Here is a 14671-nt window from a genome sequence, read left to right as displayed (position 1 = left end):
GTTGATTTTAAAACTTTTAGTGTCTTTTATTGATAATCATAACTTTAGTGTAAATTTTACCTTGAGAATATACTTTTACAACATAATTACCACTTCTTAATCTATAATCTCCCATTTTTATGCTTACAATGTTAGATTGTGGATTAACATTTTTATATTGAATTAATCTTCCATAAAAATTGTAAATTTTAATTGTAGCTTTATTTGTGAAGTTTTTAAGTTCTACATCAAATTTACCCGTATTAGAAGGGTTCGGATACATAGAAACTGTTGGTGTTAACACTTCTTCTTCCTCTTCTTCACCCGTAATACAAGTTTCTTCACAACCACCTAATACATCACCATGCCATAAATGAGCTTTAACTGCATATTTACTTATAGAGATCAATTTATCTTTATTTCCGTGATGCGAAGAGTGCTTTCCGCTTTTAGAGCAATGATTTCCATGGTAATGTCTAGCATGATGGCAAATATTTACTTTACCATTGTATCTTCCCCATCTATCTTTAGATCTAGCATCGATAACACAAACTTCTATAGAATCTGTTGCCGTACAACCATTTGAATTAGTAACGGTTACTGAATAAGTACTTGTAATAGTTGGACTTACTTTTGGATTAGCCTCAGTAGAGAAAATTGTTCCGTTTTCATCTGTCCATTCATAAGTAAACCCTGTTCCACCACTTACAGTTGGGCATAAATGTATACTCTCTTTATAGCCTAAGTAAACTGTGTTTTCCTTTTGACCTTTAACAGATGTAAAGTCTGGAATTGAAATTGTTGGAGTTTCTCCTAAAACATTAATTGTAACATCTTTTGTAGTAGTGTTACCACTTTGGTCTGTTACAGAAACTTGTACAATGTTTTCTCCTAAGTTATCACATCCAAAACTGCTTGTGCTTAAAGAATAGCTTTCTATAGCGCAATTATCGCTAGAAATTATTGTTCCTTCTGGTACAGGTAAGATGTTGCAATCTAAAATATCTAAATTAAATTCTCCTTTTTCTTTTTTGCCTCTACTATTTTTATAATAGAAAGATCCGCTTAATCCGTAATTTCCATTTTCTAAATTGGCTTTATCTCCAAGTTGAAATCCGTATTTACTAGATTTTTGATTTAATGAAGTTTCTAAGCCTGTATTAGACCCAATACCAGTTAATTTACTGCCTTCGGCAAGTTCATAATACATCCAATCTTTATAGCTGTAACCAACTTTTCTTTTAGAACCACTCCATTTTCTTTTTAATGAAGACCATTCGTTCCAGTTTCTAGGGTTTTCTAGGTTAATTGTTACAGACCATTTATCATCAGAATCATTTATATTTACTAGAATTCCAGTTACAGTTGCTGTGCCATCAAGGTTTTTAATCATAGTTCCTTGGCTTTCATCAAAAGAAAAGACAGCATCTTTATCTCTATGGCTATGAGAATGGCAACGTTTTCCACGATTGTTTTTAGAGTCAGATTTATGTTGGTTATGACCGTGTTTTTTGTAATCATCTAAATACATTGCATGTTCTTCTGCATCCGAAACGGTACAGCTATCTCCTCTTTCTACATCATCTTCTGATAGAATTAATACATCTTCTGGTATTATTGTAGCATTTCCGTTTGCATCTAAAGTTACAGATATGTCTTGTGTGCCAACAATAGGAGCAATGTTATCTACTACATTAACAATTGCAGTGTTTGAAGCTGAATTACCGTTAACATCTATAGCTGTTAATGTTACTGTATTGTTTCCAAGATTTTCGCAATCAAAGCTATTAATATCTATTGCTATGCTTTCTATTCCACAAGCATCATTAGAATTATTGTTTATGTCTTCTGCAATAATAGAAGTTGTACCGTTTTCATCTAGAAAAATGGTAATATCTTGTGTAATTACTGTTGGTGCAGTAACATCATTTACATCTACAATTGCAGTTGTACTTGAAGTATTTCCACTTGCATCAGTTACTGTTAAAGTAACAATGTTTTCTAAGCCAACATTAGCGCAACTAAAGGTTGTGTTGTCTAGAGTTAAAATAATTGGACAAGCATCTGATGAACCATTATTTATCATTTGAGGGGTAATTGATGCGTTTCCATTTTCATCTAAATCAATTGATATATTTTGAGCTAAAGCTATTGGAGCAGTTACGTCGCTAACAGTTACGGTTGCTTGTTTAGAAGAGGTGTTTCCGTTAACATCTACTACAGTTAGAGTAATTATGTTATCTCCAACATTAGTACAATCGAAACTATTTTTACTTAAAGAGTAAGTATTAATTGCGCAATTGTCAAAAGAATTATTATCTACCATTTCTGGAGTAATAAAAGCATTTCCATTTTCATCTAACTGAATTGAAATGTTTTGTGTAATAACAGTTGGTGCAATGTTATCTACTACAGTTACGGTTGCTGGAGTTCCAGTATTGTTGTTTCCTTGATAAAGAGCTTCTACTTCTTCTGCAGTTAATGTTTTATTAAAAATCATTGCTTCATCAATATGGGCGTCTAACGAACCAATTTGTCTATTGTTTACAAAATGTCTTGCTCCAAACAAAATTTCTGAATTATTAGCAGTCCATGACGCATAGTTACCAATATTATACGAACCGTATAATAATCCATTTCTATAAAACGAAATTATTACTTCTTTCTTCCCTTTTTCATAAGTAATAGCAACCATTATTTTTTGATTTGCAACTGTTTCTGCAAAACCGGGGTTTAATGCTTGTGTTCTTCTAAAATTATTACTTCCATTCATCCATTTATTGGGTTGTTGTTCTCCAAAGATAATACCGTCAAATTCATCTATGATAGTGTTGTCTAACGTAATAGCAGATCCAGATCTTAAATTGATATCATCAAGCGTAAGGAATGACACAAGTGTTTTATTTCTAATATCTGGACCAGAGTATGAAGATGTTCTTGCCATTCCTCCATTATTTACATCCAATTCTCCATTAGCAATAGATGCATTTCCAGATACTATTAAATCTCCCCAATTGCCTGTTAAATCTTTAAGTTCACTACCTTCGTTAAAAGTCCAATGTCCTATTAAATTTGAAGGTATAGTTCTGCTTGAATCGGAATTTGAGTTTCCTGAAGAATCTGTAGCAAAAAGATGTACTGTGTTTTCACCAATGTTTTCACAAGATAAATTTTTTATATCTGTTGTTAGTGAAGCTATTTCACAGTTATCAAAAGACCCATTATTTATCATTTCTGGTGTAATAGAGGCATTACCATTCTCAACTAATTCCACCGTAATATTTTGTGTAATTACGGTTGGACTTGTTGTGTCGTTTACAAACACATTAGCGGTTAAGGAAGCTACATTATTATTAGTGTCTGTAACTGTTAACGTAACAATATTATTGCCAATATTTGCACAATTAAAAGTAGTCGTATCTAAATTATAAGATAGAATTCCACATGCATCATTAGAGCCTTTGTTAATCATGTCTGCAGTGATTATGGCTTCTCCATTATCATCTAAATTAATTGAGATGTCTTGAGTTATTACAGTTGGATTTGTTGCATCATTAATTGTAACATTCGCAGTTGATGAGTTCGTGTTTCCATTATTATCAGTTCCTGTTAAGATTACTTGATTTAAACCTATATTATCACAAGAAAAGCTTGAAATATTTAAAGCTAAATCCGCAATACCACAATTATCATTTGAACCATTATCTATCATGTCTGTTGTAATTGATGCAATTCCGTTTGCATTTAGATCAATAGAAATGTTTTGAGTTGTAATTGTTGGTAATGTATTGTCATTTACTGTAACATTTGCAGATAAAGAACTTGTATTTCCGTTATTATCAGTAGCTGTTAATATAACTTCGTTTATACCTATATCTGCACAAGTGAAATTAGTGTTATTTAATGCTAAACTGGCAATACCACAAATATCACTAGAACCATTATCAACCATATCAGTTGTAATTGTAGCTAATCCATTTTCATCTAATTGTACAATTATATCTTGTGTAATGATAGTTGGTATAGTATTGTCATTAATCATCACATTAGCTGTTGAAGAAGCTGTATTGTTGTTAATGTCTGTTACTGTTAATATTACTTGGTTTAAGCCAACATTAGAACAATTAAATTCAGTTTTATTTATTTCTAAAGTCGCAATACCACATTCATCATTTGACCCATTATTTATCATGTCGCTAGTTAAAAATGCGTTTCCGTTTGCATCAAGATCAATTGATATGTCTTGTGTAATAACTGTGGGTTTTATGTTGTCTATAACTGTAACATCAAAAGAAGTTTCAACTCTATTACCTGCAGGATCTACGGCTTCGTAGGTAACGGTTGTTGTTCCTACAGGAAACACCTCACCTGATGCAGGGCCAGAAGTTAAAGAGGTTGGTAAAGTACCTCCATCGAATTCTATAGCATAATACGCTGTAGAGTTAAAGTACCAATCATTCCAATCCGGATTATTTCCACTCCAATTTATAACAGCCCAATCTTCTTCGCCTCCATAATTATTAGGCTCTCCATTTGCCTAATTTGTATAGCTAACAGGTTCGTTGTTTATCCATTTCCATTGTCCTTCGGTATCCCTATCTGTATGACCAATCCATATTCTTCCTGAGTTAAATTGTGATACAAATAAATTTTCTGCAGCATTTGAAATTGTAACTAGATGACCTCCAGCAGCAATTGCATTAGCATGTGCAACTTCTGGGGTAGTTGGAATATTTGATAAAAAATATGTATGCCCGTTTAAAGATCCTTTATAAGTATGATTTGCTAAAGAAGTAGGAGGAGAACCTGTACCGCAATTATCATTGGCTGTAGGGGTATTATAATTTACAATTGCACCACAAATATTGGAATCTACATTTGTTGTTATATCAAAAGGACTTGTTATACTTGGTTCTTGAGTGTCTGTAACTGTAATGCTAAAACTACAGTCTGTAGAATTTCCAGCGCTATCTGTAGCGGTTGCAGTAACAATAGTTTCTCCAAATCCGAAAGTGCTTCCAGGTTGTAAGTTGTATGAAATAGTTGCGTTTCCAGAATTATCTGTTGCTATAGCTTCAAAATTTACAATTGCTCCACAAATACCATAGTCGCTATCAACTACAATATTAGTTGGGTAATTTATGGTAGGAGTTTCATTATCTAAAACAGTAATTGTAAAGGTGCAATTAGAAGTATCCACTGAGTTTAAAGCCGTTACTGTAATTTCTGTTTCTCCAATAGGAAAAAATGTTCCAGAATTTTGTGAATATGAGATTGTAGATTCTGGCACACCAATTGTTTCTGTAGCTAAGAATGTAACAATAGAACCTGCTTCTCCAGGGGTACTAGAAACGATGATGTTTTCTGGGCAATTAACATTTGGTGCAACTAGTAATTGATTCCAAACAAAAGTAGCGGAATCTGAAAGAGTTCCAACCGAAGCTTCAATAGTGTCATTCCCAAAATTATCTCCACCATAACAAAAAGTAGCTACCCCATTATTGTCTGTATTAGCAAACCCAGATTGAGTTGGGTTAACTCCAGAAATGGAGAAATCTACTCTTACCCCAATTACAGGATCTCCATATTGATCTAGTACTTTAGCTAGAAAGCAGGTGCTTATATCAACGGTTTCGTTACCTGTTTTAGGTGAAATAGAGATGCTGTTAACTGTTGCTATAGGTGAGAATGAAGCTCCTGCAGGATAACCATAAGAATCGTAGTTGTTAAAACCATATACGAATGCACCGAAAGGTAATCCATTACTTGTTAAATTATGAGTTCCTATTGTTAAGTTAACTTGAGCTCCGGAAAAACCTGTAGACCCAATTGGAGTAAAAAGTGCTGGGTTTATTGTGTTTCCATCTAATTTGATTGTTCCAACTGTAGAATTAGATGCAACAATATTTACAAAATTAAAAGCAAATCCATTTGAAGGTGTGTTAACTGTGTATGCGCCTAAAAACTGTTCAAAAGGAGGAATAAGCATCATCATTGGGTCTGAGTTTGCGCCATCATATGAGCTTCCATTTGCAAATTGTGCTACTAAAATAGGTTCTGAAGCTGTAATGTTTAAAGAAGTTGTATAAATGTTTTCATAAAAATCTCCTTTATTTAGGGTAGCAACTGTGCTACCGTTTACAGAGACTGTAGTTCCGTTTGTTCCTGCTAAAAATCTAAAAGTATCTCCACTTCTAGTTTTTAAAGGAACGCTAATAAAGTTTTTTCCCCATCCATCTTTAGGAGGCATTTGTTCTACTAAATGATCACAAGCATAAGATGTTGTTGGTACATTTGCACATTGATTACCAGAAAAAACAGCTATAGGTTTTGTAGAACTAATTTCAGAACCAGTTAAGTCTGTATTTGCGCTAGCTTTTAAATAAAAAGTTTGACCACTATTTAAATTTATTGTGTAATTAGTACCAGCCGCATAACTACCAACAGTAGTTTTTAATTTAAAACTTACAGAGGTAGCGTTTTCGGTTCCAATAATTGCTATTTGACTTCCGTAACTGCTTAAGCCAGTATAAGTCATAACAGAATATTCTTTTCCAAGTGCATCTGTAGGTAAACCTAAGTATGCATCTGAAGTAGCACTTCTTATATTCATGCCGTAAACGGTTATTTCATCATTAGAGGTAACATGAATACCTTTGTTTTCAATACTTGTGGAGTTGGTTAAGAATACGTTTGCCGGTAAATTAATTGTAGTAATATTACCTACAGTTACTGTAAAATTTTGATTATAATTAATACCAGAAATGGAAATGTTTCCATTTGTATTAACTTCGCTTGAGATATAAAGTTTAGCTTCCCCTCCCAAGTTTTCTGGAAATGTAAGCCAAAAATCTTTTCCTTTACTGTCTTTTCCAGACTGCGCATTTGTTTGAAATGCAAACCCTGTTAAAAAAATCATTGAAAAAGTAATCAAGATTTTTTTGAATATAATTAATTTTGAATATTTCATTTTCTTGATTTTATTAGTTTAATTCTTTAATTTTTATATCTTCAAAGTTGAAACCATTTATACTAGCTACAAATGTTGGGTTAACTTCTGTAGCTAAAATTATAAGTAAACTTTTACTATTGTCAGAACAGCTAGATGGTTCTGTAATTCCTGGGTTAATAATTAGGGTTTTGGTTTCTAGTTTACTATCCGAGGTAAATTGTTCTTCTATTGTAATTAACTCTTTCCAAGAAACTTCTACATTAAAATTATTTTTATTTTCGAATCTTAGTAAAACAGCTTTTTTATTACCACAAGTAACTATTTGATGATAAAAATCAACATTGTTAACTGTAGTACTTTTTATCCATTGGGCGTCTTTAATTTTTGTTATTGAATAGTTAGGTGTTATTTTTTTTAGAAAGATATTCTACACTTTCTTTTTCGTGCCCAATCATATTAATTGAGCATAATAGGTACATTAATAGTAGTAGATTTTTTTTCATTTTTTTAAAGTTTAAGTTAGTTAGGTTAAAAAAAGCAGTTAGCTTTTATCTAGTAAATTTGAAGAAAAATAAAAAGAAAATCAAAAAAATAGCGGGTAGTTTTTCTAATACCTTGGTGTATTTAGTTAGTAATCAATAAACTAGCTTAAATGTTTTTTCTTTTAAACTAGTTCTACTGTTAACATTAATTTTGATGTAAATGTTTCTAATATGATGTTTTACAGTATTTGGAGATATGAATAATTTTTCACTTATTTCTTTATTATTAAAACCTTCATTAAGATGTTTTAAAATATCAATTTCTCTCAAAGTAAGTGGCTTACTTGTAAGTTCATTCTCGTTAAGTAATACTAAGTAAGGATTTATCGAATTGTTTTTTGAAGCTAGTTTGTTTTTTGCAACTTCAATATCAATCTTAAGTTGCTTAATATTTAAATTGTTATTTTCAAACTTTGTTTTTAATCTATAGCTTATAGCGTAAGTAAAAACAATGATATCTAACCAACTTGCAATCTTTACAATAAGCATATCTCCGTGAACTTCCCAAAATCCAGATGGATAACCAATTATAAAGAAAACTGCAAAGGGAATTATTAATAGATAGCCTAAAACATAAAATTTGGCATAAGGTATTTTTTTGTAATAAAGAAGTCCAAAAAACCATAAGATAGGAAAAAGTGAAATTCCTATAGTATCCGCTATTCCTATAAAATAAAAATTGTTTGTTATTAAATAACAGCTATATAGTAAAATAACTATTATTGGGAAGATAAAAAAGGATTTGGTAATTTTTGGAATTCTAATATTTAGGTTTAAAAAACTTATAGAGAAAAGAATAAACCAAATTTCGTTAGTTAAATGTATAATGAGTTCTAATTTGTAATAAAAACTATTTCCTCTAAAAAGATGTATCAAAGATCCATCATATAGTAAGAAATTAATACCCAAAGAAGAAAGGAACAATGTATAATACAAATATGTTTTATCTTTAAATTTAATAAAGAAAAAAATATTCATTAAAAGTATAATTATACAAGTTCCGTAGTATAAACTGTTAATAGTTTTCTTTTCTAATAAATAGCTTAAAAATTTCTTTTCGGATTTAATTTTTAATGGAAAGTTTGCTTCTTTTGGGAATAAGACTTTTAAGAAGTAGGTATTGTCATTTAATTTCTTTGAATTAACTTTAAAGGAGGGGAATTTATAATCTAAAGGTAAATTATTTCTAGCAACATTATTTCCCGTTGAGGTTATGTATTTTAAATTTTGATTTTCTAATTGATAAACTTCTATAAAACCAATGTTATGAGTTGGGATATAAGAGATTAAATTAGTAGAATATTCTGTTTTTTTTATCGTTAATTTAAACCAATAAGTTCCATTTTTTACACCAAAACTAGAACTTTTGGGCATAGTAGTAAATCTCTTAGAAGTTATTTCGTTTCTAGAGAGGCTAATATCTTCTTTAAAATATGTTAAAGAAAATGCTTCCGAATTACTTTTTATTGTATTCTGGGAAATGCATTGATAGGGAGAAGTTATACAAAAACCAATAAAAAGCAATAATGCTTTTAATTGTTTGATTAACATAGTTTTTTAAGTTTGGTTTAGTAAAAAACTACAGGTAATCTAAAATTAAATTATTAAATAAATTAGGGGGAGAATTCTTTTTCTTTTTTAAAATAGTTCTCATTTCATAGTTAGTTTGGTTAAGTAAAAATAGATTTTTTTTTAATTCTATTTCTTTAACCAGATATTTAAGGGGTTGTTTTTCTAACCCTTTTATGTAGTGTATTGATTTCAAGATAATTAACTTCGTGATGATTTTATCATTCTATAATTTTTAAATAAGTCTTTCTTTAATTCAATATTAATAAACTGTTTTTTTTCTAGTAAATGTTGAGTTTCTTTTCCTAAATATTGGTTAATTTCAAAGAAAAGAAGTCCGTTTTTAGATAAATGTTGAGTTGCTAAATCTGCAATTTTCTCATAAAAAATTAATGGGTTTTCATTTGAGACAAACAAGGCTAAATGAGGTTCGTTTTGTAGAACGTTATTTTGAATTTCTTTTTTCTCTAGCTCTCTAACATAAGGAGGGTTTGAAACAATGATATCAAATTTTTCTGGTAATGTTACAGTTTTTAATATATCAGCTTCAATAAAATTTATTTTCACATTATTTAACTCAGCATTTTTTTTAGCAATTTTTAATGCATGAGGAGAAACATCAATTGAAGTAATTGAAGCATTTGGAAGTTTCTTGGCTATAGAAATTGGTATGCAACCAGTTCCTGTACCAATATCAAGAATTTTTAAAGAATTTTTAGAGCTAAATTTTGTTGCTTCAAAAATTACCCATTCTACTAATTCCTCTGTTTCTGGTCTAGGAATTAAAGTATTGTTATCAACTAAAAATGGGTATCCATAAAATTCTGTCTTCCCAATAATATATTGTATTGGTTCTTCATTTTTTAATTTTTCTAAAGCATTATTTAAGATTTGTAGTTTGCTTTTAGTTATTAAAAAATCTGGATTTAAAGTAAAATCAATCCTTTGTAAGTCTAGATATTCATCTATCAATAAAAAGAAAAAAGAATCAGTTTCAGTTTCTGGATAAATGCTTTCTAATGAGCATTTAAGAAGTTCTTTAAAGTTTTTTAAAATCATAATTTTTTAAGCATAAAAACATTACAAGAATAATGACCTGTGTTTCCAATTGGTTTTTCTAAGCTCACAAAACCATTTTTTTTATATAAAGCTCTAGCAGCATTCATATAAGGCATAGTTTCTAAATAACAGTCTGTAAAACCTAATTCTTTAGCTTTGTTTAAACATGTATTTATTAATTTAGATCCTAATCCTTTACCTCTTGTAATTGGTAAAAAATACATTTTTTGAAGTTCACAAATTTTGCCATCAAAATTATCTAACTGAGCTATTCCAGCTCCACCAACAATTAAGTTATTATGTTCAATAACATAGTAGATGGAAGAGGTTTTATTGAAGTTTTCGAACATTTCATCAGTAGCTTTGTCTTCATACGCAGTTCCAACTTTTGGAGCGCCAAACTCTACTAAAACTTCTCTTATTACTTTCGCAATTTGTAGATTATCTTCTTCTTTAATTTCTCTAATGATAAAATCTTTACTTGTCATTTATTACTGTATTTTTGCAGGAGCAAGTTACCTAATTTTTTAAATATTTTTTATGAAAAAAGGATTCTATTTTCTAGCCTTAACTTTAATTTTTTTTACTTGTTCTGTAAAGAAACCTCCAGTATTTTTAAAGGTTGATGATGTTAAGGTTATTAGTTTTGCATCTGATACTATTCGGTTAGAAGCGAAAGCTTTTTTTAAAAACCCAAATGATGTTGGAGGTAGTATTTCTACAGATGAAATAAAAGTGATAGTTAATGGAACAGAAATAGCACAAGTTTCATCTGATGAATTTAAAGTGCCAGCAAGAGATGAATTCTCAATACCTTTAAAAGTAGTTATTCCGGCTAAGCGTATTTTTGAGAGTAATAAGAATGGTGTTTTGGGAGGTTTATTAAATTCTATTTTAACAAAAAAAGTGAGAATTCAATTTAAAGGGAATTTAAAGTATGCAGTTTTTGGCTTAAAAAAAGAGTTTTTAATTAATAAAACAGAAGATTTAAAAATAAAATTCTAATTTATCTAAATTACTAAGGTTATTAAACAAGAATTATACATAAAAAGATGCTTACAAATAGCAAATAATGGTATAGGAACAACACGTCCTAATCCCAGTGTTGGAGCGGTAGTGGTTTATAATAATAAAATTGTAGGAGAAGGTTATACGTCAAATTATGGTGAAAATCATGCAGAAGTTAATGCTATAAATTCTGTAAAAGATAAAACTATTTTAAAAGATGCTACATTATATGTAACACTTGAGCCTTGTTCTCATTTTGGAAAAACTCCACCTTGTGCAAATCTAATTGTAAAACATCAAATTAAAAATGTAGTAATTGGTTGTTTAGATTCTAATAATTTGGTAGCTGGTAAAGGGGTTAAAATTTTAAAAAAAGCTGGCATTAATGTTTATGTGGGTGTTTTAGAAGAAGAATGTAGAAAGCATCATAGACGTTTTTTTACTGTACAAGAAAAGAAAAGACCATATATTGTATTAAAATGGGCAGAAACGAGCGATGGATTTATAGCTCCTTTAGTTAAAGATGAGCAAAAACCAATATGGATTTCAAACTCAATTTCACAACAATTAGTGCATAAATTTAGAAGTGAAGAGCATGCTATTTTGGTGGGTACAAATACAGTTTTTGCAGATAATCCTAAACTTAATGTAAGAAGTTGGACAGGTAATAATCCAGTAAGAGTAGTTTTAGATAAAAGTTTGAGAATACGTAAAGATGTAAATATATTTGATAAAAGTGTAAAAACAATAATTATTACTAAGCAGAAAAACTCAAACAACACTTTGCATAAAAATTTGTTTTTTGAAACAATTGACTTTTCAAATAATATTGCAAGTGAAATTTGTAAAGTGCTGCATAAACATCAAATACAATCTGTTATTGTAGAAGGAGGGGCAAAGACTCTTCAAACTTTTATTGATGCTAATTTATGGGATGAAGCTAAGGTTTTTGTAGGAGAAACTTTGTTTGAAAAAGGAATAAGAGCACCATTATTTAAAGCGGACACTTATTCAGAATCAAAAATTAAAAAAGACGTTTTAAAAATATACAGAAATGATTAAAAACATCATCTTCGATTTTGGAGATATTTTTATCAATTTAGATAAACAAGGAACTTATAAAGCAATGGCATCTTTAGGTGTTACAAAGATTTCTGATGAAATGATTAAAGTGTATCATAACTATGAAAAAGGGTTACTGAATACAGAAAAATTCATTGAGTTTTTTTACAAAAAATTTGAAATTCCTAAAAATGATCTAATAAATGCTTGGAACGCTGTTTTATTAGATTTTCCTGTAACACGATTAGATTTTTTAAAAGAATTATCTTCTAGTGAAAAGTACAGATTATTTTTATTAAGTAATACAAATGATTTACATATTAAATGGATTAAAAACTCATTAGGAGAAGTTTTTTATAACGAGTTTAAAAACAGTTTTGAGCAGTTTTATTTATCGCACGAAATTAATTTTAGAAAACCAGATTCAGAAATTTATGAGTTTGTTTTAAATGAAAATAATTTAATTGCTGAAGAAACTTTTTTTGTAGATGATTTAAAAGAAAATACAGATGCTGCAAACGAACTTGGTATTCATGTTTGGAATTTAATTCCAGGAAAAGATGATGTAACAGAATTATTCATTAAAAACAAAATAAATTGATTCACTTACTTTTAAGTATTCTTTTTTCAACCGGATTATTTGTTATTTTTAAATACTTTGGTATTTTTAAAGTAGACGTTTTAAAAGCAATTTTTGTTAATTATATTGTAGCTTTTACAATGGGTTTTGCGTTTGCAGAAAATAGCTTTTCTATAGTAGAAATACCGAATAAGCCTTGGTTTTTAGGAGCTGTTTTTTTAGGAGCATTATTTGTTTCTATTTTTTTTGTAATGGCTATGACAGCACAAAGAAACGGGGTTTCTGTTACTTCTGTTGCAGGTAAAATGTCTGTAGTTATACCTGTTTTTTTTGGAATTTTTTTGTATAATGAGTCTGTTACAGTTTTAAAATTTGTAGGTATTATAATTGCGCTAGTCGCGGTTTATTTAGCATCTGTAAAAGAAGAGAAATCAGAAAATAAAAAAGCTGGACTTTTGTTTCCTATTTTACTTTTTTTAGGATCTGGAGTTATAGATACTACTTTAAAGTATGTTGAGGTTATGTATGTACCAGAAAATGAGGTTTCCATTTTTTCAGGAAGTTTATTTGGAATTGCTGCTTTCTTCGGGTTGATTATATTGCTAATTAAATCAATAAAAAAGAGAGAACCTTTTGGTGTTAAAAATATTATAGCTGGTATTGTTTTAGGAATTCCTAATTATTTTTCGATTGTATTTTTAATAAAAGCACTTCAAACAAAAGGTTTTGAAAGTTCTACTTTGTTTACAATTAATAATGTGGGTATCGTTGTTGTTTCTACTATAGTTGGTATTCTATTATTTAAAGAACAATTTAGTACTAAAAATAAAATTGGTGTTGCCTTGGCAATTGTAGGAATTGTAATTGTAGCTTTGGCTTAATGGAAAAAGATAGCTATAAAACAATAACAAAAGCATCTGAAGAAACACTGTTTAAAGACAGAAATAGTAAGTTTTTTGGTTATGCTTTTCCTGTAAATAATGAAGATGATGTTAGGCGTAGTTTAGATCTTTTAAAAAAGAAACATCATTCTGCACGCCATTTTTGTTATGCATATCAAATAGGAGTAGAGCAAATAAAATTTAGAGCTAATGATGATGGTGAGCCTAATAACTCTGCAGGAATGCCTATTTATGGTCAAATTCAATCTTTTGAAGTAACCAATGTTTTAATTGTTTCTGTTCGTTATTTTGGCGGCACAAAATTAGGTGTTGGAGGTTTAATAAACGCATATAAAACATCAGCAGAAATTACTTTACAAGTATCTGAAATTATAGAAAAAACAGTTGATGTCTTTTTTAAGCTTAACTTTCAATACGATTTAATGAACAAGGTGATGAGAGTTGTTAAAGAGAAAAACTTAAAGATTGTTTCACAAAAATTAGAAATGGATTGCGAATATGTAATTTCTATTAGAAAAAAAGATGCTCAAATGATTTTCGAAATTTTTGATAATTTATACAAAGTTAACATTAAGAAATTAGAAGCCTAAGCTATTTAATAAATAATCAGGGCATCTTGTAGGTTTTCCTGTTTTCATGTTCATAAATGCTAAAACAGAACTCCCAGTACATATTAATTCGTCATTTTGGTTGGTTATTTTATAATCAAATTCAATTTTAACCATTGGCTTTTTTTTAGAAAAGTTTCTATAGTTAGCATGTCGTCATATTTAGCCGATTTTATAAAATTACAACTTAGAGAAATAACAGGAAGCATTATCCCACTAATTTCCATATCTTTGTATGTAACATTCAGATTACGAAGCTATTCGGTTCTTCCGAGTTCGAAGTATTGTGCGTAGTTTCCATGGTAAACCACTCCCATTTGATCGGTTTCTGAATACCGAACTCTAGTTTTTGTTGATGATTTTTTCAATAGTTTTAAACGTTTTTGATTTAGCTAGTGTACGTTAAAAAT

At 29.5% G+C, this 14671-nt stretch carries 11 protein-coding genes and 1 pseudogene; 6 read left to right on the top strand and 6 right to left on the bottom strand.

Annotation, left to right across the window (positions count from 1 at the left end; genetic code table 11):
• Positions 1 to 16 precede the first annotated feature (16 nt).
• Together N5A56_RS08635 and N5A56_RS08630 are read right to left on the bottom strand one after the other, a co-directional pair.
• A complete protein-coding gene (locus tag N5A56_RS08635) occupies positions 17 to 4402 on the bottom strand; it encodes an HYR domain-containing protein (protein WP_265726116.1) in 4386 nt (1461 codons plus the stop codon).
• Positions 4403 to 4516: 114 nt separating this feature from the next.
• Positions 4517 to 6898, bottom strand: coding sequence for an HYR domain-containing protein (locus N5A56_RS08630; protein WP_265725089.1), 2382 nt, complete (start codon positions 6896 to 6898; stop codon positions 4517 to 4519).
• Positions 6899 to 6996: 98 nt separating this feature from the next.
• Between N5A56_RS08630 and N5A56_RS08625 the strand changes: the two genes are divergently transcribed.
• Entirely contained in the window at positions 6997 to 7257 is a 261-nt protein-coding gene (locus tag N5A56_RS08625; protein WP_265725088.1) for a hypothetical protein, read from the top strand.
• 309 nt (positions 7258 to 7566) lie between these two features.
• Here N5A56_RS08625 and N5A56_RS08620 read toward each other — a convergent pair whose 3' ends face one another.
• The 3 genes from N5A56_RS08620 to N5A56_RS08610 form a co-directional block, all read right to left on the bottom strand.
• Complete coding sequence (locus tag N5A56_RS08620; RefSeq protein ID WP_265725087.1) at positions 7567 to 9024, bottom strand: LuxR C-terminal-related transcriptional regulator; 1458 nt, start codon at positions 9022 to 9024, stop codon at positions 7567 to 7569.
• Between the two features lie 219 nt (positions 9025 to 9243).
• Complete coding sequence (gene prmC, locus N5A56_RS08615) at positions 9244 to 10101, bottom strand: peptide chain release factor N(5)-glutamine methyltransferase (protein WP_265725086.1); 858 nt, start codon at positions 10099 to 10101, stop codon at positions 9244 to 9246.
• On the bottom strand, positions 10098 to 10589 hold the full coding sequence (locus tag N5A56_RS08610) for a GNAT family N-acetyltransferase (RefSeq protein ID WP_265725085.1): 492 nt from the start codon (positions 10587 to 10589) through the stop codon (positions 10098 to 10100). Before N5A56_RS08610 ends, prmC begins: the two co-directional genes overlap by 4 nt.
• 52 nt (positions 10590 to 10641) lie before the next feature.
• Here N5A56_RS08610 and N5A56_RS08605 point away from each other — a divergent pair, with 52 nt between their 5' ends.
• The 5 genes from N5A56_RS08605 to N5A56_RS08585 are packed head-to-tail and all read left to right on the top strand — an operon-like array spanning position 10642 to position 14243.
• The gene (locus tag N5A56_RS08605; protein ID WP_265725084.1) at positions 10642 to 11106 is read left to right on the top strand and encodes an LEA/WHy family protein; all 465 of its coding nucleotides are present in this window, start codon (positions 10642 to 10644) and stop codon (positions 11104 to 11106) included.
• A 9-nt stretch (positions 11107 to 11115) separates the two neighbouring features.
• Positions 11116 to 12171: a bifunctional diaminohydroxyphosphoribosylaminopyrimidine deaminase/5-amino-6-(5-phosphoribosylamino)uracil reductase RibD gene (gene ribD, locus N5A56_RS08600; protein WP_337994837.1), complete on the top strand. Its 1056-nt coding sequence runs from the start codon at positions 11116 to 11118 to the stop codon at positions 12169 to 12171.
• Positions 12164 to 12772, top strand: coding sequence for an HAD-IA family hydrolase (locus N5A56_RS08595; RefSeq protein ID WP_265725083.1), 609 nt, complete (start codon positions 12164 to 12166; stop codon positions 12770 to 12772). Before ribD ends, N5A56_RS08595 begins: the two co-directional genes overlap by 8 nt.
• Positions 12769 to 13632 carry a GRP family sugar transporter gene (locus N5A56_RS08590; protein WP_265725082.1) on the top strand — a complete coding sequence of 288 codons (864 nt, stop codon included), beginning with the start codon at positions 12769 to 12771 and terminating at the stop codon, positions 13630 to 13632. The genes N5A56_RS08595 and N5A56_RS08590 overlap by 4 nt, the downstream gene beginning before the upstream one ends.
• Positions 13632 to 14243 (top strand): IMPACT family protein, encoded by a 612-nt coding sequence (locus N5A56_RS08585; protein WP_265725081.1) that lies wholly within the window; start codon positions 13632 to 13634, stop codon positions 14241 to 14243. The genes N5A56_RS08590 and N5A56_RS08585 overlap by 1 nt, the downstream gene beginning before the upstream one ends.
• Here the strand turns inward: N5A56_RS08585 and N5A56_RS08580 are convergent.
• Positions 14232 to 14629 (bottom strand): annotated as a pseudogene (locus tag N5A56_RS08580) (acyl-CoA thioesterase). The gene N5A56_RS08585 and the pseudogene N5A56_RS08580 overlap by 12 nt on opposite strands.
• Positions 14630 to 14671 lie beyond the last annotated feature (42 nt).

Origin of the sequence: Polaribacter ponticola (genome assembly GCF_026191475.2) — a bacterium.
Classification (GTDB): Bacteria; Bacteroidota; Bacteroidia; order Flavobacteriales; family Flavobacteriaceae; genus Polaribacter; species Polaribacter ponticola.
This window is presented reverse-complemented; position numbering and strand designations above follow the sequence as displayed.